Origin of the sequence: Atlantibacter sp. RC6, assembly GCF_014193285.1 — a bacterium.
Taxonomy (GTDB): Bacteria; Pseudomonadota; Gammaproteobacteria; order Enterobacterales; family Enterobacteriaceae; genus Atlantibacter.
In genome coordinates, this window is the sequence record NZ_JACHZE010000009.1 from 1 (window position 1) to 21,406 (window position 21,406).

Here is a 21,406-nt window from a genome sequence, read left to right on the forward strand (position 1 = left end):
CATGCGAGAGTAGGGAACTGCCAGGCATCAAACAAACAGAAAGGCCTCATGCGAAAGCATGAGGCCTTTCTGTTTGCCTGTTGTCTGTCGGTGAGCGCTCTCCTGAGCAGGACAAATCCGCCGGGAGCGGATTTGAACGTTGCGCAGCAACGGCCCGGAGGGCGGCGGGCAGGACGCCCGCCGTAAACTGCCAGGCATCAAACAAGACAAAGGCCCAGTCGCAAGACTGGGCCTTTTGTCGTTTCAGATTCCCTCTCCCATAATCCGATAAACGCATCGCATCGACAGACACGAGCTATCTTTAAAACGTCTGATTAGCGCGCAGGGGAGTCGTGGATGGCCAAAAAAGAGTTCGACTATCAGCAGGATTTTTCGCAAATCGACTTTAGAAAGCATCCTGAGAAGTATCAGGTTGGACGCGGCGAACAGGGCGTGCTGTTGGTGGAACCTTACAAAGGGGAAATTCTTCCCTGGTGGCGCTACAAAGATGAAGAATCAGCGATTAGATCTGCGGAAAAAATTTACCAGCTCTTCGAAGCGTATCGCCAGCAGGACGACTTTGTCGGGATGGATATGGCACGTAAATTTATCCAGATGGGCTATACACGTGCCCGACGTTACGCCAATTATAAAGGCGGGAAAAAATACACTGAAGATGGCGGGTTGCATGAGCGCGGCAATGATCCGGTAAAAGCGGCGGCCGCTGCGGTATTTAAAACCTGGTGGGATAAAATCCGCGCAGATGAAGATTATTTAAAGCGCAAACGTGCCCATCAGGCGAAGTGGGGATAAACAACGATTACCGCGCAAGCTGCCAGATGGAGTAGCCCGTTGCCGCGCCCGCCACATCCCAGGCAAAATCTTTCCAGCTCCAGCCACTCCCGGCTGGCCGGCTATCCCATAGCTCCTTCGATGCCCCAAGCCCTACCGAAAACATCAATCCAAATCCGGCACTGGCATCCCGCGACCCCCCCTGATGCTGCCCCATTTCATTACCAGCGGCAGACAGCATTGCGGAGGCGATGAAGTGCTGAGCCTTATCCTGCCCGCTCCATCGGTCATTCGCCATATGGCTACAGCCCGTCAGCAAAAAAAGCGTAATCAGTAAAACTCGGCGCATTGAATGACTCATAAAAAAGCCCTGCATGCAGGGCTATGATATCAAAGGATACGGCTGATTAAGCGATCGATTCGGATACGTCGTAAACGGCGGATCAATTTACGCACTTTAACCGGATAATCGGCGATGCTTTCCAGATCCCGATAATGCTGAACCACAGTGGTATGGGTGCGGATCAGTTCCAGCTCTTTATCACGCTGCGCCGCCAGTTCATGTTTAGGATCGTGGATCAGAATCGCATTTTCCAGATCCAGACGCCAGGCACGCGGGTTAAGATTGTTACCGGTCAGCAGCATCCACTCATCGTCGACCCACATTCCTTTCAGATGATAGGTATTGTCATCATCTTTCCACAGCCGCACCGTCAACTGCCCGGTATTTACGTAATATTGCAGACGGCTCAGGAAGCGGCGCAGGTTGATTTCGTATAAATAGGGCAGTGCGCCGATAATTTTAAACGGCTGATCTTCCGGAATATAAAAGTCGTTTGCCGTTTTATCGCCCACAATGATTTCGACCTGTTTGCCATCGCGCAGCAGCTGAATAATGTTACGCACCAGAATAGCGGGCAGGTTGAAATAAGGCGTGCAAATCGTCAGCTTCTGCTCGGCGCAGGGCATCAGATGGAAGATGGTTTTATTGAGTGGGCTGGATTTTCCCAGACCTACCAGCGGAGTCACGGACAGTTGTTCATTATCCGCATCGCCAGCGAAATGATACACCGCATCGCGCAATTCCTGGCGGAACAGGCGAACGTCATTTTTGATTTCCTGACTTTTCGGACGTTCAGCGGTATCGAGCCGGTTAACCGCGCGTCCCTGGATCAGGTTGTTGTTCACCCAGTCGTACATAATGTCGGCGAGGCGAGGATTACGGATCGACTGATAGCGGTCATAGCGATACTTATCATGCTGATGCAGATAAACGTCGTTTAAACTCGCGCCGCTATAAATTACGCTGTCGTCGATAATGAAACCTTTAAAGTGCAAAACGCCGAGGGCTTCACGGGTATTAACTGGAATGCCGTATACCTGAATTTTAACGTCCGGATTTTCCTGCGCCATGCGGCAATACCAGTCGGCATTGGTGTTAGAAGCGGCAACGCCAATACGGCCACGCTGCGCGCGGTGCCAGTCAACAAGTACGGAAACATCCAGTTCAGGACGCTGGCGCTTGGCTTCATACAGTGCTGAAAGAATGCCGTGCCCGCCATCATCTTGTTCAAGATAAAGGGCAATAATGCAGATGCGCTTCGTCGCGCTGGCGATCTTTTGCAGCAACGTGGTCCGGAAGTCGGCCGGAGAGAAATAAAACGCTACATCATCAACAGACTGAGAAAGCTTAGGTAGTTGGGCAAGGTGTTGTTGATGTTTGTTTCGTTTAAATTTAGACAACATCACAGTGCATATCTTCTCTATACAGTAGGTGGCCATCCCTGAGGGGCGGACGACGGTAGCGGTGGATAATAACATTACTGTTCAGGAATGTGAGTAACATTTCCAATACCTTACTCACGAATCCCGCGTTTTATTCAAGGCTAAGGTCAGTCCAACGATGCCATCTTCTAACTGGATGTCGACGTCAAAACCCAGTTTTCTCGCCAGCGCGACCATGCCTCGGTTATTGGGCATCGTAATGCCGTTCAGCCGTTCAAGACCATGATCTCGCGTATAAGCGATGAGTTTTTCAAGCAATTTTCGGCCTAATCCCAGGCCTTTAAGATCGGAGCGAACCAGCACAGCAAACTCCGCGTCCACGTTATCCGGATCGGAAATCGCGCGCGTCACGCCCAGGATCTGTTCATGGCCTTCATGGGAAAAGACCGCCACAAACGCCATTTCACGATCGTAGTCGATCTGGGTCATATTCGCTAAATCTTCATGGGTAAATTCATTGATCTCACTGAAATAGCGATAATAAAGATCTTCTTTGGTGACCTGCGAAATAAAGCGTCGCAGTTCCGGCTCATCTTCGGGCAGGATCGGCCTGAACAGGCAAGTTTGGCCGTTTTTAAGCGTAACCGTTTCTTCAAGCTGATGAGGATAAGGGCGGATGGCCAGTCGCGCATCGGCATCGCCCTCGAAGGCTTCCAGCTCCAGCGTCACGTCCAGCGCGGTAAATTCGTTACCGGATACCAGCAGCGGATGAATATCCAGCCGTTTGATTTCCGGGCAATCGACAATCAGGTTAGACACCTGCACCAGAAACTGGCTCAACCCGGCAATGTCCAGCGCCCGTAGCGCGCTGCGCCCGCGAATGGTGCCGCTCTTGATCGCCTGAATCACCAGATAGCGTGCCAGATTCATGTTCAGCGGCGGCAGCGCGACGGCAGCCTGATCCTGGCGCCAGGCCATTCCGCCATCGCCCAACATAATCAGCGGGCCGAACACCGGATCCTGCTCCACGACGACCCGCAGCTCCTGCGCCCCTGCGCGGTTCGCCATGCTCTGCACCAGCAGCCCGTGGATCCGCGCCTGAGGCCAGGTCATTTTCACCCGGTCGAGAATAGCGTCAGCCGCCTGCTGGACTTCATTCGCTGTGCGCAAATAGAGCATCACCCCCTGCACTTCCGACTTATGAGGAATATCCGGCGAACGCAGCTTCAGCGCGACGGGATAACCGATCTGCTTAGCAATATGTACCGCTTCGGCGCTGTCGCTGGCGATCCAGGTCGGCAGGGTTTGCAAACCATAGGCCTGAAGAATCGGTTGGACCTCGTGAGTATCCAGATGCGTCGCGCCATCCTCCAGCGCCCGGGTAATCAGTTGATGCACTTCTGCGGTATTCGCGGTGAGGTTGGCCGGTAATGATGGCGTTTCACGCAGTTGCTTCTGGTTACGGCGGTACTCCACCATATGCATAAATGCCGTAACCGTGCCTTCCGGCGTGCGATAGGTGGGAATGCCGGCATCGCTGAACCAGCGGCGCGCTTCCTGTGAGGAAAATTCGCCGCACCAGTTGGTAAGCAGCGTCACGTAACGCCCACGCGGATGACGCGCCAGCAATTCGATAATCGCTCGCGCGCTTTCGCTGCCCGGGGCGGCGGCGCTTGGGGAGTGAATAATCATCAGCGCGTCAAAATCCTGGCTATCGAGCAGAATTTCCAGCGTCTGGATATAGCGCTGGGTGGTGGCATCATCGCGCAAATCCAGAGGATTCGCGGCGTTCACGCCCGCAGGCACCACGCCAGCGAGGCGGCTGATAATGTCTTCACCGAGGTTTGCCAGCTTGCCGTTTCGTAACCACAGCTCATCCAGCGCCAGGGCGGCAGGCGCTGCACCGTTGCTGACGATCATCAGTCGCTCGCCGCGTAGCGGGCGCATATGGCTTAGCGTTTCGACAGCGGAAAACAGTTCATGGGTATCCTGCACGCGCAGCAAACCGGCACGCTGGATTGCGGCATCCCATGCACCGTCTAAACCGCTTTCCGCATTCAACAACTGGCGCGCAGACGGGCTGCGTCCGCTCTTAATAACCAGGATGGGTTTGTTACGTGAGGCGCTCCGGGCGGCAGAGACGAAGCGGCGAGCGTCGCTGAGCTGTTCGAGGTACAGCAAAATCGCGCTGGTTTTGCTATCCCGCGCGAGATAGTCCAGCAATTCATCGACATCAATATCCAGACTATCACCCAGCGCAATAAAGTAGGAAAACCCCATCTCGCGTTGCTGCGCCCAATCCAGAATGGTATTGGACACCGCCGCCGACTGTGAAACAAACGCCAGTTTGCCCTTACGGATCGGCACCGGAGAAAAGCTGGCGTTGAGCCCTTGCCAGGGCGCAAGCAGGCCCAGACTGTTCGGCCCCAGAATCCGCATCTGCCAGCGGTTTGCGCACGCCAGCAGCGCGCTCTGCTGCTCTTTCGGCGATGAGAGAATGATACAGGTCTTGCAGCCTTTTTCACCGAGGGCATTGAGCAACGCTTCGTTGCGGCTGGGGTTGGTACATATCACCGCCAGATCGGGTGGGAAGGGCAGGCTGGCGACGTCCGGCCAGGTCATCACGCCGCACACCGCTTTATAGGCGGGCGTAACGGGCAACACCGGTCCGGAAAAGCCGCCTGACAAGAGGTTTCTCATCGTCAGGTAGCCCGCCCTGTCGGGCTTTACGGACGCGCCAATCACGGCGATGGATTTCGGTCGAAGTAGTGCTTCCAGCCCACGTTGACTCATATCATTCCCCCTGAGGATGTGAATGAATGATTTTAAACGCTTTCGGCCTCGGTTGCTGTGACGTTTCCCTGATGATGAGGTTTCCCCGCCAGATAGCGTTCACGGAATAGCGTGAAATGATCGGCCAGCCCTTGTGCCGCCGGTGTATCTCCCGCCAGCTCAAGCAGTGCGATGGCAACTTCGGCGGTGCAGTACTGCCCGTCACCGTGCGCTTCACGTAGCCGGTATGCCGATGTTTTGCTGAGATCGACTGAGATCACCGGCAACGCATCCAGATACGGACTTTTGCGAAACATTTTACGCGCCTCCGTCCAGGTGCCGTCGAGCATAATAAACAGCGGCGGTTTGCCTGAAGAGGGCGGGGCGGAGAGCACTTCCCGCGGCGGTCCGGCGTATGATGCCGGAAACACCACCATCGGCTGATAAGCCGGATCGTTAACCAGCTCGATCAGCGCCTGCGGCGGTTCGGTGCGCGACCACTGAAAGGCAGCGGTATCCGGCAAGACATCGGCAATCAGGCGCCCGGTGTTGCTGGGTTTCATCGGTTCGGTATCAAACATCACCAGGCAAAACCGGCTACGTGCGGTAGCAGGCTGCCAGGTATCGCACAGACACTGTTTTAACGGCAGCAGGCAGCGCTGGCAGCGGCGGACGCGGTTGCCCCGGGCAAGAAACGGACGGGTGGCGCGCGCCAGGCGTTCAGCGCGAAGTCGAAGGACGGCGTTTTCAGTCATCAGGGGGAATTAACGTAAAAACGCTATTCTAGCGTAGATAGCAAAACGGGGCATCCGGAAGATGCCCCGTCGGCGGGACGTTACAGGTTTTCGTTAAGCCAGCTGTCGAATGGCGCTTTTGGCATCGCGCCATTGAGCATATCCACCATCTGGCCATTTTTGAAAACCATAATGGTTGGAATGCTGCGGATGCGGAAACGGGCGCTCAGCGCGGGTTCCGCTTCGGTATTCACTTTCAGGAAGCGCACCTGGCCGCTGCGCTCTTCCGCCACGTCTTCAAACACCGGGGCGAAATTTTTGCAGGGGCCGCACCAGGGCGCCCAAAAGTCCACTACCACCGGCAAATCGTCCTGGAGATATTTATCCAGCGTCTGGCTGGTGGCGTTGATCACTTCACCGTCAAACAGCTCATGACCACAACGGCCACATTTTGCCCCGTCATTAACACGATCGTCAGGTATGCGATTTACGGCCTGACAGGAGGCACAAACGGTATTCATAACTAACCTCTAAAGTGCGGCGTCGAGATGTCGACGAAATGGATCTGTTTCTGAGATGTTAAATATTATCGGTTATTCATTTGACATCGACAACGAGATAACTCCAATGAATATGATAGTTCCTGACTTTTGACCGAAGTTGATGGCGAAGCGGCGTCACATCGGGTAATCTGCGCGCCACGCGGCAGCCAGGTGGAGAAGAGCATGAGCGAAGAATTTAAAGGTAAAGGCGGCAAGGTCAAAGTGATGTATGTCCGCAGCGATGACGACAGCGGAAAACGCACCGAGAATCCGCGTACCGGGAAAGGGGGCGGACGCCCTGCGACGTCGGGTAAGGGCGATCGTCGTCCGCGTCGTGATGATAAGCCTGGCGCGGGCCGCGACCGGTTTAGCGATCGTGACGCACCGTCATCTTCCCCGTGGCGCACGGTTTCACGTCCGCCACGCGACTATAACGATGACACTATCGAACAGGCTGAACCTGCTGAAAAAGGGTATGTCGACCGGGAAGTGATCCGTCGCCAGCGCGCGGAAGAAACGCGCGTCTACGGTGAAAACGCCTGTCAGGCGCTGTTCCAGAGCCGCCCGGATTCTATCGTGCGCGCCTGGTTTATCCAGAGCGTCACGCCGCGTTTCAAAGAAGCGCTGCGCTGGATGGCGGCTAACCGTAAGGCCTACCACGTCGTGGATGATGCCGAGCTGGCGAAAGCGTCGGGCACGGAGCATCACGGCGGCGTGTGTTTTATTATCAAAAAGCGCAACGGTATGAGCGTTGAAAGCTGGCTGGAAAATGCCGGTGACGATGATTGCGTACTGGCGCTGGAAGATGTCGGCAACCCGCATAATCTGGGCGGCATTATGCGCAGCTGCGCGCATTTCGGGGTAAAAGGCCTGCTGGTGGAGGATGCTTCCCTGCTGGAGTCCGGCGCGGCGGTGCGCACCGCTGAAGGTGGCGCGGAACATGTGCAGGCGATCAGCGGCGAGAACTTCAGCGACGGTCTGGAGCGCTTCCGTAAGGCTGGTTACGCTATCGTTACCACCTCCAGCCATAAAGGCACCGCGCTGTATCAGGCGCAATTGCCGAAGAAAATGGTGCTGGTGCTGGGCCAGGAGCGTGACGGGGTTTCTGATGCCACGTTCGACAATGCCGATATGCGCATCGCGATCCCCGGTTCAGGCAACGTTGAAAGCCTGAACGTGTCGGTGGCAACCGGCGTGCTGTTAGCCGAATGGTGGCGACAGAACAAAGCCTGATAATGAACAAGCCAGCGAATGCTGGCTTTTTTATCGCTGTTATTCCGGCAACACCGGCGTCCAGTCAATGGGCGTCTCGCCGTGCTGCGCCAGATACTCATTGGCTTTCACAAAATGACCGCAGCCAAAAAAGCCGCGATGGGCAGAGAGCGGGGAAGGATGCGGTGCCTGCAACACATAATGACGCTGCCTGTCGATCATCGCGCCTTTCTTCTGGGCATGCGAACCCCACAGCATAAACACCACACCTTCGCGGTGTTCATTAATAATCGAAATGACCTTATCAGTGAAGGTTTCCCAACCGAGCCGGGCATGGGAATGGGCCTGGCCTGCGCGCACGGTCAGCACGGTATTAAGCAGCATCACGCCCTGACGCGCCCAGCTTTCCAGATAGCCATGCGACGGGCGGACGAAACCGGGGACTGAGCCCTCCAGTTCTTTGTACATATTGACCAGCGACGGCGGTGGTTGAATGCCGGGGCGAACGGAAAAGGCCAGACCGTGGGCCTGATTCGGGCCGTGATACGGGTCCTGCCCCAGGATCACGACTTTAACGTTGCCCAGTTCGGTAAACCGAAAGGCGTTAAACACATCTTTGGCGGGCGGATAGATTGTCACGCCAGCGGCACGCTCATCCTCAACGGTTTTCAGCGTATTGATAAAATAAGGTTGCTGCTTTTCATCGGCCAGCACGTCGTGCCAGGTGAGAGTAGTGGTCATTTCGCTCTCCTGCGAAGGGTGATGACATAGCTTAACGTCTTATTGGCACGGCACAAAACTCCGCGCCGGTTTTGTGCTGGAAAGCTAAAAAATTTTGAAAATTTACAAAGTTTTTAGCTCAGGATATATCGCGTAAGTTGATGTAAAACAAATAAATGGCCTGATGGCCCTGTTTGCTATGTGGTTTTTGTTGATTTAAATCAAAGAATACCGGTCGGGCGATTGGTATACAGTACAGTAACGCAACAAAGGTTTTACCAATGAGCCAATGCAGGCCCAACGAGAATCAACAAAATTTGCCCATAGGGAGAAAGACAATGATTACTGGTATCCAGATTACTAAAGCGGCTAATGACGATCTTCTGAACTCTTTCTGGCTGCTGGACAGCGAGAAAGGCGAAGCGCGCTGCGTCTGCGCCAAAGCCGGTTTTGCTGAAGATGACGTGGTTGCAGTGAATGCGCTGGGTGAATTCGAGTACCGTGAAATTCCGATGGAAATCAAACCGGAAGTGCGCGTCGAAGGCGGTCAGCACCTGAACGTTAACGTATTGCGTCGTGAAACGCTGGAAGATGCGGTTAAGCACCCGGAAAAATATCCGCAGCTGACCATCCGCGTTTCCGGATATGCGGTTCGCTTTAACTCCCTGACTCCGGAACAGCAGCGCGACGTTATCGCCCGTACCTTTACCGAAAGCCTGTAAGGTTTCCTGTTCGGTAAACAAAAACGCCAGCTTTCGCTGGCGTTTTCTTATTCTGCGTTATCGATTTTCGCTTCGCTCGGCTTGCGACGTTTGCCGATATTTTTCTTATCGCGATGACGCACTTTAACGCGCGGCTTTTCTTTTTCCTGCTCTTTCTTCTTCTCTTCGCGTTTTGCCAGCACCTTTTTCGATGGCTTGCCTTTCAGCTTCTCGCTGGGCACGCGGGTAGTAGGACGCAGCTCATCGATCACGCGGGATTTCAGCGGTTCATTCAGATAGCGGCCCACTTTACCCAACAGCAGGTGATCGTGCGCTTCGACCAGCGAGAGCGCAGTACCTTTACGACCGGCGCGGCCAGTACGGCCAATGCGGTGTAGATAGGTATCGGCGGTGCGCGGCATATCAAAGTTAATCACATGGCTGACATCGGGAATATCAATACCGCGGGCGGCGACATCGGTGGCGACCAGTACGTTGACGCGGCCATCGGTCAGGCGTTTGATCGCCTCGTTGCGTTTAGCCTGCACCATTTCACCTTCAATGAAGCAGTTAGCGATGCCGGCATCACGCAGCCAGCCTGCCAGTTCGTGAACACGCTCGCGCTTGCGCACAAAAACAATGGCGCGGGAGGTTTCCGGCTGCTTGAGCAGATGCACCAGCAGTGCGGTTTTATGTTCAATATTGTCGGCGCGATAGTACCACTGGTGGATCTTTTTGCGTTCACGGGTAGACGGCGACGCGGAGACTTCTTCCGGCTCATTCAGCAGGCGCTCGGCGAAATCTTTAATCGCATCGCCTTCCAGCGTGGCGGAGAACAGCATGGTTTGATTACGCCAGCGGGTTTCCCCGGCGATGTGTTCAATATCCTGGGCGAAACCCATATCCAGCATGCGGTCCGCTTCGTCCAGAATCAGCGTTTCCACCGCGCGGCAATCAAAGTTTTCTTCTTTGATATATTGCAGCAGGCGGCCCGTGGTCGCGACCACGATATCCTGGTTTTCGCTGAATACTTCCGCGTGGTTCATATACGCCACACCGCCGGTAATGGTCGCGATATCCAGGTGGGTATGCGCCGCCAGCTCACGCGCCTGTTCCGCCACCTGCATCGCCAGCTCACGGGTTGGAGTGAGGATCAGAATGCGCGGCGGACCGGATTTTTTACGAGGGAAATCGAGTAAATGCTGCAACACTGGCAGCAGATACGCCGCCGTTTTACCGGTGCCTGTCGGCGCAGAACCGAGTACATCACGCCCTTCAAGGGCAGGCGGAATGGCGGCAGCCTGAATGGCTGTCGGGCGAGTGAAGCCTTTATCCTGAAGGGCTTTCAGCAGGCTTTCATCAAGTTCTAGTTCGGAAAAAGTGGTTACAGTCATTTTCTACCTCAGTGTGGGCCGCCGATTATAGACGTTAAGGCAGCAATGTTCATCACTTAGTATGGTTATGCTCTTTTCCAGGCGAATGCTTTACCCTATGCTACAACGGTTTCCCTGCCAGGTTGTAATAATGACAACGACTAAAACGCTTCTTCGTCGCGATGGTTTCACTTTTAAGCAGTTCTTCGTTGCCCACGATCGGTGTGCAATGAAAGTCGGGACTGATGGGATTTTACTGGGCGCGTGGGCGCCCGTGGCGGGCGTAAAACGCATTCTGGATATTGGCACCGGTAGCGGGCTGATAGCCCTGATGCTGGCCCAGCGTGCGAATGAGGCGCTGATTGACGCCGTTGAAATGGACCCGGAGGCCGCCGCACAGGCCGCTGAGAATGCGCAGGCGTCGCCCTGGGCTGAACGTATTCATGTGCATCAGGCGGATTTTTTAACCTGGACGCCCGACGCCTCTCATCGCTACGACCTGATCGTCAGCAATCCGCCGTTTTATGATAAAGGCGTGGAGTGCGGCAGCTCGCAGCGCGAACTTGCCCGCTATAACACCTCGCTGGAACATGACGCGCTGTTACGCGGCGCGGCGCAGTTGATTACCGAAGAGGGGTGTTTCTGCGTCGTGTTGCCGGAAGCCACGGGCTCCGCTTTTACGCTACGGGCTCAGGAGATGGGCTGGCATATCCGCCTGAGAACCGATGTGTGCGATAACGATACCCGGCTGCCGCACCGTGTACTGTTGGCGTTTTCGCCGACGCCGGGCGAACTGTTTATCGACCGGCTGGCGATCCGCGGTCCAGACCAGCGTTACTCCGACGCCTGGTGCGGCCTGACCCAGGACTTTTATCTGTTTATGTGAACCAGCGGGGAGAGCACCGACGGCCCTGAATTCTCCTGTAACTCCGGATAATCCAGGGTGTAATGCAACCCGCGGCTCTCTTTACGCATCATTGCACAACGCACGATGAGTTCCGCCACCTGCACCAGGTTGCGTAGTTCCAACAGATTATTCGACACGCGGAAGTTGGCGTAATACTCGTCGATTTCTTGCTGAAGCATGGTGATGCGGCGTAACGCCCGCTCCAGGCGGCGTGTGGTGCGTACAATCCCTACGTAATCCCACATAAAAAGTCTGAGCTCATGCCAGTTATGTTGGATCACCACCAGTTCATCCGGATCCTCAACCCGGCTTTCATCCCAGGCGGGCAGGGATTTCGGCAGGCGGGCGAACGGCAGCCTTTTTTGAATATCTTCCGCCGCTGACCAGCCGTAAACCAGGCACTCCAGCAGCGAGTTTGACGCCATGCGGTTGGCGCCGTGCAGGCCGGTATAGGTGACTTCGCCAATGGCATACAACCCGTCAACGTCGGTGCGGCCATTTTCATCCACCATCACGCCGCCGCAGGTATAGTGCGCCGCAGGCACAATGGGGATGGGATCTCGGGTCAAATCAAGCCCCAGGCCGAGCAGCTTTTCATAAATCATCGGGAAATGTTGACGAACAAATTCCGCAGGCTTGTGGCTGATATCCAGATACATGCAGTCCGCGCCTAAGCGTTTCATCTCATGATCGATGGCGCGCGCCACAATGTCGCGCGGAGCCAGTTCGGCCCGCTCATCAAAATCGGGCATAAAACGCGTGCCGTCCGGGCGTTTCAGCCAGGCGCCTTCGCCGCGCAGCGCTTCGGTCAGCAGAAAATTGCGCGCCTGTGGATGGAACAGCGCGGTAGGGTGGAACTGGTTAAACTCGAGATTGGCGACGCGGCAACCGGCGCGCCACGCCATGGCGATCCCATCTCCGGAAGAAATATCCGGATTAGTGGTGTACTGATACACTTTCGATGCGCCGCCTGTCGCCAGCACGACGGCTTTCGCGCGGCAGGTTTCCACCTCTTCTTTATTGCGGTTCCAGATCCACGCCCCCACCACCCGGCGGGTGCCCGGCAGGCCGATTTTGTCGGAGACGATAAGGTCCACAGCGTTGCTGCGCTCGATAACCCGGATATTAGGGTGCGCCAGCGCTTTACCCACCAGCGTGGTTTCGACTTCTCTTCCGGTGGCGTCAGCGGCGTGCAGAATGCGGCGGTGGCTGTGCCCGCCTTCGCGGGTCAGATGATAGTTCTCTTCACCGTTCGGCTGCACTTCCGTATCAAACAACACGCCCTGATCGATGAGCCACTGCACGCAGCGACGCGCGTTGCTGGCGACGAATTCTACCGCGTCGCGATCGCAGATCCCGGCTCCGGCGATAAGCGTGTCTTCGACATGGGAATCGATGCTGTCTGTTTCATCAAAAACCGCCGCGATTCCACCCTGGGCATAGAGCGTCGAGCCCTCGCTGACCGGCCCTTTGCTTAACACCATCACCTGGCAGTTATCCGCCAGACGAAGCGCCAGAGAGAGTCCCGCCGCGCCGCTGCCGATAATCAAAACGTCGCAATTCATTTCTGAGATTGTATTCATGCTGTGTGTTTAATTTACTAAACAGTGTTGGCCCAGCATAGCACCGGAATTTGTCAGTGAGCACATTTTTTTTGCATCCTGTTGCGGCTGCTAAACACAACCGGCGGTCGCGTCTTGTTAAACTCGCCGTAAAAAAAGGTGAAAAATATTTGCGAAGCAGATCGTTAGCCTACGATTAAAGAGTGAAAAAAAGGTGGGCTTGCGTTACTCTGCTGGCGGATTAGCACGCTTGAATTTTCAGCGCTAGCCTTAAAGAGGCGGACCACCAATGAATCAAAATCAACGGTCCGAAAAAAGCTGACAGAAAACAAAGGCGTAACGGAACTTTACCGGTTAATGAGAGTCCACTCTCCTGCTTGCTCACGACGTGCAGCGTTTAGGTGGTTTTGATTACGCGAGGAAATTAGGTTTGGGGAGATATTACCTCGGATGAGCGAGCAGTTAACGGATCAGGTCCTCGTTGAGCGGGTCCAGAAGGGAGATCAGAAATCGTTTAACTTACTGGTGGTTCGCTACCAGCATAAAGTGGCGAGCCTGGTTTCTCGCTATGTGCCATCGGGGGATGTGCCTGATGTGGTGCAGGAATCCTTTATCAAAGCTTATCGCGCCCTGGATTCCTTTCGCGGCGATAGCGCGTTTTATACCTGGCTGTATCGTATCGCCGTGAATACAGCAAAAAATTACCTGGTTGCTCAGGGACGTCGTCCGCCGTCCAGCGATGTGGATGCGATTGACGCAGAAAATTTCGAAAGTGCAGGCGCACTGAAAGAAATTTCGAACCCTGAGAACTTAATGTTGTCTGAAGAACTGAAACAGATAGTTTTCCGTACCATAGAGTCACTCCCGGAAGATTTACGCATGGCAATTACGTTGCGGGAGCTGGATGGCCTGAGCTATGAAGAGATAGCCGCTATCATGGATTGCCCGGTCGGTACGGTACGTTCCCGCATTTTCCGTGCGCGGGAAGCTATTGATAATAAAGTTCAACCGCTTATCCGGCGTTGACGATAGCGGGATACTGGAAAAGGTATTAGGCATGCAGAAAGAAAAACTTTCCGCTTTAATGGATGGTGAGTCTCTGGATAGTGAAGTGCTGAACGCCTTGTCTAACGACAAAGAGCTTCAGCAGTCATGGGAGAGCTATCACCTCATTCGCGACACCCTGCGCGGTGACACGGGTGATGTGATTCACTTCGATATTTCCGCGCGTGTCATGGCGGCTATCGAAAACGAGCCTGTACATCGGACCGCACCGCTCATTCCAGAATCACAACCAGCTCCACAACAGTGGCAGGCTATACCGTTCTGGAAAAAACTGCGCCCATGGGCCAGCCAGATCACACAGATTGGCGTTGCTGCCTGCGTTTCCCTGGCGGTTATCGTCGGCGTTCAGCAATACAACGCGCCGAGCGAAGCGACAGGGCAACCTGAAACACCGGTATTCAATACCCTTCCAATGATGGGGCAGGCCAGCCCGGTCAGCCTGGGGGTGCCTTCTGATGCCACCGGCGGTACGGGCCAGCAGCAGGTTCAGGAGCAGCGTCGTCGTATCAATGCTATGCTTCAGGACTATGAACTTCAGCGTCGCCTGCACGCAGAGCAGCTTCAGTTTGAACAGGCCCAGACTCAGCAAGCCGCTGTTCAGGTGCCAGGAACACAAACGTTAGGAACGCAACCGCAGTAATGAAGCAACTTTGGTGTGCTATGTCTTTAGTGGCTGGCAGCCTGTTATTTTCTGCAAACGCCTCGGCAGATTCCTCGACCGAGGCGTTGTTGCAGCAAATGAATCGGGCCAGTCAGTCGCTCAACTACGAATTGGCTTTTATCAGTATCAATAAGCAGGGTGTCGAATCGCTGCGTTATCGTCATGCGCGTCTGGATAACAAGCCGTTGGCTCAGCTACTGCAGATGGATGGCCCGCGCCGCGAGATCGTACAACGCGGCAATGAAGTCAGCTACTTTGAGCCTGGGCTTGAGCCTTTCACGCTGAATGGCGATTATATCGTCGATTCCTTACCTTCACTGGTTTATACCGATTTCAAACGCCTTGCCGCGTATTATGACTTTATCTCTGTAGGCAGAACCCGTATCGCCGATCGTTTGTGCGACGTTATCCGCGTGGTTGCGCGGGACGGGACGCGCTACAGCTATATCGTCTGGCTGGACTCGCAAACCAAACTGCCGATGCGCGTAGACTTGCTGGATCGTGACGGCGAAACCCTGGAGCAGTTCCGGGTGGTTTCGTTTACGGTTAATGAGACGCCGGGTACCGTTATGCAGAACCTGGCCAAAGCGACATTACCGCCGCTGCTTTCCGTCCCCGGGACTGAGAAAGTGAACTTTAACTGGGCGCCAACCTGGTTGCCGCAGGGATTTAACGAAGTTTCCGGCAGTCGCCGACCGCTTCCCGGCATCGATGTTCCTGTCGAATCCCGGCTGTATACCGATGGCTTATTCAGCTTCTCCGTGAATGTGAATCGCGCCAGCACTACCAGTTCCAGCCAGATGCTGCGTACCGGCCGACGTACGGTCAGTTCTGATGTGCGCAATAACGCGGAAATCACTATTGTGGGTGAGTTGCCTCCGCAAACGGCTAAGCGTATCGCCGACAGCGTAAAATTTAGGGCTTCTACGCAATGATGAAAGAATGGGCCACGGTAGTCTCGTGGCAGAACGGCGAAGCGGTGGTCAGTTGTGATGTTAAAGCGTCGTGCAGCAGCTGTGCATCCCGTGCCGGTTGCGGCAGCCGCATCCTGAATAAACTCGGCCCCCGGACCAGCCATTCAATTACTGTACCCTGCGATCATCCTCTGGTTGCAGGGCAAAAAGTTGAGCTTGGCATTGCAGAAGGCAGTTTGTTGGGCTCTGCGCTATTAGTTTATATGTCTCCCCTGGTAGGCTTATTTATTGTCGCAGGTCTTTTCCAGATGCTGTTTCACACCGATCTGGCAGCCATGGCGGGCGCTCTTTTAGGCGGTGTGGGCGGGTTCCTGTTGGCGAAAGGTTTATCTCCGGCCTTTAGCCGTCGTCAAAGCTGGCAGCCGGTTATTTTAAGTATCGGATTACCGCCAGACGCCCTGCGGGTTGATACCACTTCTTCAGCAGACAATGCCTGACGGGTATTGTCTGGTTTGAATTTAATTTAATCACGGTTTCGGACGCTCCCCAAAACTAAATTTGCTCTTCCCACCAGAAATAGCGCAACTCGTTATCCGACCTGCTTTAAAAAATAACCGACAGTAATAAATCGGCGTTTTGCTTTATATTGATATGCTCCCGCTTATCTCTTTTTAAGGAGAGCGGCGCTAATCATGATAATTTGTTTTTGCTCGTCACAAGCTAATTACTTAGCACCCTTATCGGTAATAAGCGCAAGGTGACGTAACTGCGGGCGAGGCTTGTGCTGCGGGGCAACCCCGAGAAACTGGGATCCCCTACCAAAAACAGTAGGGACCGGACAAATCGACAATATTCACTGCTGTCATATCTATGTCATATAACGCTTTATAAGTAATAAAAAGCAGTTGTGGAACAAAGTAATAAAAAGTCATTAATTTAACTTAAGCGCGTGTTTAGCCGTCGTGGTCATTAAAGTTTATTATCAGGATGTAAATTTAAAAGATTTATTTGGTTAACGGAGACTCTTTTTTAATTATCCCTATTTACAGCTTAATAAATTCCGTTGAGAATTCGCGATGCCGCTCGGACGCACACGTTTTATTAAAACCAATAATAATCTATTCAAAAAACTTATCGCACCCAGCAGGGGATATATGAGTGAATTTCTGGTGTTAAATGAGGACGGGCTATGAGAATAAACAATCCTGTTACTCAACATGAATATCGGCTTCCCGATGATGCGACATTAATGTCCACCACCGATACCCAAAGTTACATCACTTACGCCAACTCCGCTTTTATCGAGTCCAGCGGCTTTAGCGAGGCGGATTTGATGGGGCAACCCCACAACCACATTCGCCACCCTGATATGCCGCCGCAAGCCTTTGCCGACCTGTGGTTTACCATCAGGCAGGGCGAGAGCTGGACCGGGCTGGTAAAAAACCGACGTAAAAATGGCGATCACTACTGGGTGCGCGCCAACGTGACGCCGGTTTACCGCCATGACACGCTCACCGGCTACATCTCGGTGCGTAATGTCCCGACGCGTGAAGAGGTACAATCCGCCGAGCAGTTATACCAGGCCGTCAATACGAAGCGTGCCGGGAGCCTGCGCTTTTTTAAAGGCCTGGTGGTGCGCGGCAACTGGCTCAGCCCGCTGTCGCTATTCCAGAAGATATCCGTTGCCTGGCGGCTGGCGCTACCGCTACTGGCTTTCACCCTGGTGACGTTGCTACTGCCGTTTGCAGGACTGCACGCCGGGTTGCAGGCGCTGATTACCGTCGCTGCTGCCGCTGCTGCGGGCGGATTTATGCACGCCCAGGTGGCGCGCCCGCTGAAAATCATCGTCAGCCAGATGCAAAAAATCGTCTCGGGCCGCAAAGCCGAACACCGGCATTTCAATCGGGTGGATGAAATCGGCAAAATGATGCGCCTGGTTAACCAGGCTGGCCTTAACCTACACTCTCTGGTGAACGACGTCAGCGTACAGGCCAGCGGGATCAGCGAAATCAGCCAGCAGCTTGAGGTCAACAGCACTGCGCTGAACGAACGCACTGACGAGACGTCCGCCCAGTTGCAACAAACCGCGGCGGCGATCGAAGAGATCACCAGCGCAGTCCAACAGACAGCGGCGACTTCGGAAATGACCATCTCGATGGCGGAAAAAACCAGCGTTGTCGCCCAGCAAGGCGCGTCGGTAATGGAAGAAACCATCGACGTGATGAAGTCGATTTCAAAAATCAGCGACCAGATTGTCGATATAATCGGCGTGATTGACAGTATCGCTTTCCAGACCAATATTCTGGCCCTCAATGCCGCCGTCGAAGCGGCGCGCGCAGGCGCGTCGGGGAAAGGATTCGCCGTGGTGGCCGCAGAAGTGCGTAATCTGGCCCAGCATTCCGCCTCTTCGGCGAAAGAGATCAAAACGCTGATTGAGCGTAACGTACAAAGCGTGCGTTCCGGCGTGGAAATGGTTGAACTGGCCGAAAAACACATCAGTGAAATGGCGGGAGAGATCCGTCAGATGTCGCAACTGATTAAAGAAGTGGGCCATGCCACCGGCGAGCAGACCATGGCGCTGGGGCTGATTAATGAATCCGTCTCACAAATTGAAACCATGGCGAAAAATAACGCCGAGATGGTGCATCACTCCGCGCAAATCGCCAGCGATCTCAACCGGCGCGGCAATCGGCTGACCAGCGCCATCAACGTTTTTGGCGGGTAAGGCCCACTTTATCACGCGGCTAACGGACTGGCCGCGCACGCGCTCAGGGTTTTATTTTACCTGCCATAATCCGCTTACGTCTTAGCGGCAAATCATCCTATGCTGACGATTTGGCCGCTACAGTGTAATATGCACGCCAATGTACGGATTGGCCGCTGCCACAACGTGTTAGCCGCACTATCCATAAACTGACAATCGCTCTGCGTTAGGGTTAAAAAATCCTCATTTATGAAGAACATAAGAAACTTCTCTATCATTGCTCACATCGACCACGGTAAGTCGACGCTTTCTGACCGCATCATTCAGATTTGCGGTGGCCTTTCTGATCGTGAAATGGAAGCCCAGGTGCTCGATTCCATGGACCTGGAGCGTGAGCGCGGGATCACCATCAAAGCGCAAAGCGTTACCCTCGATTTTAAATCTTCTGATGGTGAAACCTATCAGCTGAACTTTATCGACACCCCGGGCCACGTTGACTTCTCCTATGAAGTTTCCCGCTCTCTGGCCGCTTGCGAAGGCGCGCTGCTGGTGGTTGATGCCGGGCAGGGCGTAGAGGCCCAGACCCTGGCGAACTGCTATACCGCCATGGAAATGGATCTGGAAGTGGTGCCGGTCCTCAACAAAATCGACCTGCCTGCTGCCGACCCGGAACGCGTTGCCGAAGAGATTGAAGACATTGTCGGCATTGATGCCACCGACGCGGTACGCTGCTCGGCGAAAACCGGCGTGGGCGTACAGGACGTGCTTGAGCGTCTGGTGCGCGAAATCCCGGCGCCGCAGGGCGATCCGGATGCGCCGTTGCAGGCGCTGATTATCGACTCCTGGTTCGATAACTATCTGGGCGTAGTGTCACTGGTGCGTATCAAAAACGGCACCATGCGCAAAGGCGACAAAATTAAAGTGATGAGCACCGGGCAGGTGTATAACGCCGACCGTCTGGGTATCTTCACGCCGAAACAGGTTGACCGTACCGAACTGAAATGCGGTGAAGTGGGTTGGTTGGTTTGCGCGATCAAAGACATCCTCGGCGCACCGGTAGGCGATACGCTGACTCAGGCGCGTAATCCGGCGGACAAAGCGCTGCCAGGCTTTAAAAAAGTGAAACCGCAGGTGTATGCCGGCCTGTTCCCGGTCAGCTCCGACGATTATGAAAACTTCCGTGACGCGCTGGGCAAACTGAGCCTGAACGACGCTTCCCTGTTCTACGAGCCGGAAAGCTCAACCGCGCTGGGCTTCGGCTTCCGCTGCGGCTTCCTGGGCCTGCTCCATATGGAGATCATCCAGGAGCGCCTGGAGCGCGAATACGATCTCGATCTGATCACCACCGCGCCGACGGTAGTTTATGAAGTGCAGACCACCAGCAAAGAAGTGATCTATGTCGACAGCCCCTCCAAGCTGCCGCCGTTGAACAATATCGACGAACTGCGTGAGCCGATCGCCGAATGTCATATGCTGCTGCCGCAGGAGTACCTGGGCAACGTGATTACGCTGTGCGTTGAGAAACGCGGCGTGCAAACCAACATGGTCTATCACGGCAATCAGGTGGCACTGACCTATGAAATTCCAATGGCCGAAGTGGTGCTGGATTTCTTTGACCGTCTGAAATCCACCTCCCGCGGTTACGCGTCGCTGGATTACAACTTCAAACGCTTCCAGGCCTCTAACATGGTGCGTGTGGACGTGCTGATCAACGGCGAGCGCGTGGATGCGCTGGCGCTGATCACCCACAACGATAACGCCCCGTACCGTGGCCGCGAACTGGTGGAGAAGATGAAAGATCTGATCCCGCGCCAGCAGTTTGATATCGCGATCCAGGCCGCTATCGGCAACCATATTATTGCCCGTTCCACCGTGAAACAGCTGCGTAAAAACGTACTGGCAAAATGTTACGGCGGTGACGTGAGCCGTAAGAAAAAGCTGCTGCAGAAACAGAAAGAAGGTAAGAAACGCATGAAGCAGGTCGGCAACGTCGAACTGCCGCAAGAAGCGTTCCTCGCCATTCTGCATGTGGGCAAAGACAGCAAATAATCTAAGGAGTTGGCATGGCGAACATGTTTGCCCTGATCCTCGTTATTGCGACGGGCGTGACGGGTATCTTGTGGTGTCTGGATAAATTTATCTTTGCCCCGAAGCGTCGCGAGCGTCAGGCTGCGGCGCAGGCGGCAACGGGTGATGCGCTGGACAGCAAAACCCTGAAGAAAGTCGGCCCGAAACCGGGCTGGCTGGAAACAGGCGCATCGGTTTTTCCGGTGCTGGCGATTGTGCTGGTGGTGCGTTCATTCATCTATGAACCTTTCCAGATCCCCTCAGGCTCGATGATGCCGACGCTGCTGATTGGCGATTTTATCCTGGTGGAAAAATACGCTTACGGCCTGAAGGATCCTGTTTACCAGAAAACCCTGATTGAGACCGGGCATCCAAAGCGCGGCGACATCGCGGTATTTAAGTATCCGGAAGATCCGCGTCTGGACTACATTAAGCGCGTCGTCGGCCTGCCCGGCGATCGCGTAAGCTACGATCCCGTGGCCAAAGAAGTCACCATTCAGCCGAACTGCAGTTCCGGCCAGGCCTGCGGTAACGCATTGCCGGTGACCTATTCCGCCGTAGAGCCGAGCGATTTTGTCCAGACGTTCTCCCGCCGTACCGGCGGCGAAGCCTCCAGCGGTTTCTTTGAAGTCCCGAAGAACGAAACCAAAGATAACGGTATTCGCCTTACCGAGCGCAAAGAGAGCATCGGCGACGTGACGCATCGTATTCTGACGGTGCCTATCGCCCAGGATCAGTTGGGAATGTATTACCAGCAGGCAGGCCAGCCCCTGGCGACCTGGATCGTGCCGCCTGGGCATTACTTCATGATGGGTGATAACCGGGATAATAGCGCTGACAGCCGTTACTGGGGTTTTGTGCCTGAAGCGAACCTGGTTGGCAGAGCCACCGCGATCTGGATGAGCTTTGAAAAACAAGAAGGCGAATGGCCGACCGGCGTCCGTCTGAACCGCATCGGCGGCATCCACTAATTTCA

General features: G+C 54.6%; 19 protein-coding genes. 11 read left to right on the forward strand and 8 right to left on the reverse strand.

Annotation, left to right across the window (positions count from 1 at the left end; all coding sequences use genetic code 11):
- The first annotated feature begins 336 nt into the window (after nt 1-336).
- Nucleotides 337-792, forward strand: coding sequence for a DUF4385 domain-containing protein (locus tag FHW74_RS17555; protein ID WP_183171653.1), 456 nt, complete (start codon nt 337-339; stop codon nt 790-792).
- Nucleotides 793-799: 7 nt separating this feature from the next.
- On the opposite strand, the gene FHW74_RS17560 is transcribed toward FHW74_RS17555, so the two are convergent.
- The 5 genes from FHW74_RS17560 to trxC all read right to left on the reverse strand — a co-directional run bounded on the left by FHW74_RS17560 (nt 800) and on the right by trxC (nt 6,523).
- Complete coding sequence (locus FHW74_RS17560; RefSeq protein ID WP_183171804.1) at nt 800-1,120, reverse strand: YfiM family lipoprotein; 321 nt, start codon at nt 1,118-1,120, stop codon at nt 800-802.
- Nucleotides 1,121-1,161: 41 nt separating this feature from the next.
- On the reverse strand, nt 1,162-2,517 hold the full coding sequence (pssA, locus tag FHW74_RS17565; protein WP_183171654.1) for a CDP-diacylglycerol--serine O-phosphatidyltransferase: 1,356 nt from the start codon (nt 2,515-2,517) through the stop codon (nt 1,162-1,164).
- Between the two features lie 114 nt (nt 2,518-2,631).
- The gene (gene pat, locus FHW74_RS17570; RefSeq protein ID WP_183171655.1) at nt 2,632-5,289 is read right to left on the reverse strand and encodes a protein lysine acetyltransferase; all 2,658 of its coding nucleotides are present in this window, start codon (nt 5,287-5,289) and stop codon (nt 2,632-2,634) included.
- Nucleotides 5,290-5,321: 32 nt separating this feature from the next.
- Nucleotides 5,322-6,023 carry a tRNA-uridine aminocarboxypropyltransferase gene (locus FHW74_RS17575; protein WP_183171656.1) on the reverse strand — a complete coding sequence of 234 codons (702 nt, stop codon included), beginning with the start codon at nt 6,021-6,023 and terminating at the stop codon, nt 5,322-5,324.
- Between the two features lie 80 nt (nt 6,024-6,103).
- On the reverse strand, nt 6,104-6,523 hold the full coding sequence (gene trxC, locus FHW74_RS17580; protein ID WP_161662226.1) for a thioredoxin TrxC: 420 nt from the start codon (nt 6,521-6,523) through the stop codon (nt 6,104-6,106).
- Nucleotides 6,524-6,727: 204 nt separating this feature from the next.
- Between trxC and FHW74_RS17585 the strand changes: the two genes are divergently transcribed.
- Complete coding sequence (locus FHW74_RS17585; RefSeq protein WP_183171657.1) at nt 6,728-7,777, forward strand: tRNA/rRNA methyltransferase; 1,050 nt, start codon at nt 6,728-6,730, stop codon at nt 7,775-7,777.
- Between the two features lie 39 nt (nt 7,778-7,816).
- Here FHW74_RS17585 and ung read toward each other — a convergent pair whose 3' ends face one another.
- The gene (gene ung / locus FHW74_RS17590) at nt 7,817-8,497 is read right to left on the reverse strand and encodes a uracil-DNA glycosylase (RefSeq protein WP_183171658.1); all 681 of its coding nucleotides are present in this window, start codon (nt 8,495-8,497) and stop codon (nt 7,817-7,819) included.
- Nucleotides 8,498-8,814: 317 nt separating this feature from the next.
- On the opposite strand from ung, the gene grcA reads away from it, so the two are divergent.
- Entirely contained in the window at nt 8,815-9,198 is a 384-nt protein-coding gene (gene grcA, locus FHW74_RS17595) for an autonomous glycyl radical cofactor GrcA (protein WP_183171659.1), read from the forward strand.
- A gap of 47 nt (nt 9,199-9,245) precedes the next feature.
- Here the strand turns inward: grcA and srmB are convergent, their stop codons facing one another.
- Nucleotides 9,246-10,571, reverse strand: a complete 1,326-nt coding sequence (gene srmB, locus FHW74_RS17600) for an ATP-dependent RNA helicase SrmB (protein ID WP_183171660.1) — start codon at nt 10,569-10,571, stop codon at nt 9,246-9,248.
- 130 nt (nt 10,572-10,701) lie between these two features.
- On the opposite strand from srmB, the gene FHW74_RS17605 reads away from it, so the two are divergent.
- Complete coding sequence (locus FHW74_RS17605; RefSeq protein WP_183171661.1) at nt 10,702-11,436, forward strand: tRNA1(Val) (adenine(37)-N6)-methyltransferase; 735 nt, start codon at nt 10,702-10,704, stop codon at nt 11,434-11,436.
- Here the strand turns inward: FHW74_RS17605 and nadB are convergent.
- Entirely contained in the window at nt 11,421-13,040 is a 1,620-nt protein-coding gene (gene nadB, locus FHW74_RS17610; protein ID WP_183171662.1) for an L-aspartate oxidase, read from the reverse strand. The two genes, FHW74_RS17605 and nadB, sit on opposite strands and share 16 nt — an antisense overlap.
- 429 nt (nt 13,041-13,469) lie before the next feature.
- Between nadB and rpoE the strand changes: the two genes are divergently transcribed.
- From rpoE to lepB, 7 genes are all read left to right on the forward strand, one after another.
- A complete protein-coding gene (gene rpoE, locus FHW74_RS17615) occupies nt 13,470-14,045 on the forward strand; it encodes an RNA polymerase sigma factor RpoE (protein ID WP_002438107.1) in 576 nt (191 codons plus the stop codon).
- Nucleotides 14,046-14,076: 31 nt separating this feature from the next.
- Nucleotides 14,077-14,724 carry an anti-sigma-E factor RseA gene (rseA, locus tag FHW74_RS17620; RefSeq protein WP_183171663.1) on the forward strand — a complete coding sequence of 216 codons (648 nt, stop codon included), beginning with the start codon at nt 14,077-14,079 and terminating at the stop codon, nt 14,722-14,724.
- Nucleotides 14,724-15,680, forward strand: coding sequence for a sigma-E factor regulatory protein RseB (gene rseB / locus FHW74_RS17625; RefSeq protein ID WP_183171664.1), 957 nt, complete (start codon nt 14,724-14,726; stop codon nt 15,678-15,680). The genes rseA and rseB overlap by 1 nt, the downstream gene beginning before the upstream one ends.
- Nucleotides 15,677-16,156: a SoxR-reducing system protein RseC gene (gene rseC / locus FHW74_RS17630; RefSeq protein WP_183171665.1), complete on the forward strand. Its 480-nt coding sequence runs from the start codon at nt 15,677-15,679 to the stop codon at nt 16,154-16,156. The genes rseB and rseC overlap by 4 nt, the downstream gene beginning before the upstream one ends.
- Nucleotides 16,157-16,848: 692 nt before the next feature.
- A complete protein-coding gene (locus FHW74_RS17635; RefSeq protein WP_183171666.1) occupies nt 16,849-18,384 on the forward strand; it encodes a PAS domain-containing methyl-accepting chemotaxis protein in 1,536 nt (511 codons plus the stop codon).
- 228 nt (nt 18,385-18,612) lie between these two features.
- Nucleotides 18,613-20,412, forward strand: a complete 1,800-nt coding sequence (gene lepA, locus FHW74_RS17640; RefSeq protein ID WP_183171667.1) for a translation elongation factor 4 — start codon at nt 18,613-18,615, stop codon at nt 20,410-20,412.
- Nucleotides 20,413-20,426: 14 nt separating this feature from the next.
- Complete coding sequence (lepB, locus tag FHW74_RS17645; RefSeq protein ID WP_183171668.1) at nt 20,427-21,401, forward strand: signal peptidase I; 975 nt, start codon at nt 20,427-20,429, stop codon at nt 21,399-21,401.
- Nucleotides 21,402-21,406 lie beyond the last annotated feature (5 nt).

Excerpts from the sequence above, each read along its gene's own strand:
- FHW74_RS17555 (WP_183171653.1), top strand. The coding sequence starts at position 337 with ATGGCCAAAAAAGAGTTCGACTATCAGCAGGATTTTTCGCAAATCGAC.
- FHW74_RS17560 (WP_183171804.1), bottom strand. The coding sequence starts at position 1,120 with ATGCGCCGAGTTTTACTGATTACGCTTTTTTTGCTGACGGGCTGTAGC.
- pssA (WP_183171654.1), bottom strand. The coding sequence starts at position 2,517 with ATGTTGTCTAAATTTAAACGAAACAAACATCAACAACACCTTGCCCAA.
- pat (WP_183171655.1), bottom strand. The coding sequence starts at position 5,289 with ATGAGTCAACGTGGGCTGGAAGCACTACTTCGACCGAAATCCATCGCC.
- FHW74_RS17575 (WP_183171656.1), bottom strand. The coding sequence starts at position 6,023 with ATGACTGAAAACGCCGTCCTTCGACTTCGCGCTGAACGCCTGGCGCGC.
- trxC (WP_161662226.1), bottom strand. The coding sequence starts at position 6,523 with ATGAATACCGTTTGTGCCTCCTGTCAGGCCGTAAATCGCATACCTGAC.
- FHW74_RS17585 (WP_183171657.1), top strand. The coding sequence starts at position 6,728 with ATGAGCGAAGAATTTAAAGGTAAAGGCGGCAAGGTCAAAGTGATGTAT.
- ung (WP_183171658.1), bottom strand. The coding sequence starts at position 8,497 with ATGACCACTACTCTCACCTGGCACGACGTGCTGGCCGATGAAAAGCAG.
- grcA (WP_183171659.1), top strand. The coding sequence starts at position 8,815 with ATGATTACTGGTATCCAGATTACTAAAGCGGCTAATGACGATCTTCTG.
- srmB (WP_183171660.1), bottom strand. The coding sequence starts at position 10,571 with ATGACTGTAACCACTTTTTCCGAACTAGAACTTGATGAAAGCCTGCTG.
- FHW74_RS17605 (WP_183171661.1), top strand. The coding sequence starts at position 10,702 with ATGACAACGACTAAAACGCTTCTTCGTCGCGATGGTTTCACTTTTAAG.
- nadB (WP_183171662.1), bottom strand. The coding sequence starts at position 13,040 with ATGAATACAATCTCAGAAATGAATTGCGACGTTTTGATTATCGGCAGC.
- rpoE (WP_002438107.1), top strand. The coding sequence starts at position 13,470 with ATGAGCGAGCAGTTAACGGATCAGGTCCTCGTTGAGCGGGTCCAGAAG.
- rseA (WP_183171663.1), top strand. The coding sequence starts at position 14,077 with ATGCAGAAAGAAAAACTTTCCGCTTTAATGGATGGTGAGTCTCTGGAT.
- rseB (WP_183171664.1), top strand. The coding sequence starts at position 14,724 with ATGAAGCAACTTTGGTGTGCTATGTCTTTAGTGGCTGGCAGCCTGTTA.
- rseC (WP_183171665.1), top strand. The coding sequence starts at position 15,677 with ATGATGAAAGAATGGGCCACGGTAGTCTCGTGGCAGAACGGCGAAGCG.
- FHW74_RS17635 (WP_183171666.1), top strand. The coding sequence starts at position 16,849 with ATGAGAATAAACAATCCTGTTACTCAACATGAATATCGGCTTCCCGAT.
- lepA (WP_183171667.1), top strand. The coding sequence starts at position 18,613 with ATGAAGAACATAAGAAACTTCTCTATCATTGCTCACATCGACCACGGT.
- lepB (WP_183171668.1), top strand. The coding sequence starts at position 20,427 with ATGGCGAACATGTTTGCCCTGATCCTCGTTATTGCGACGGGCGTGACG.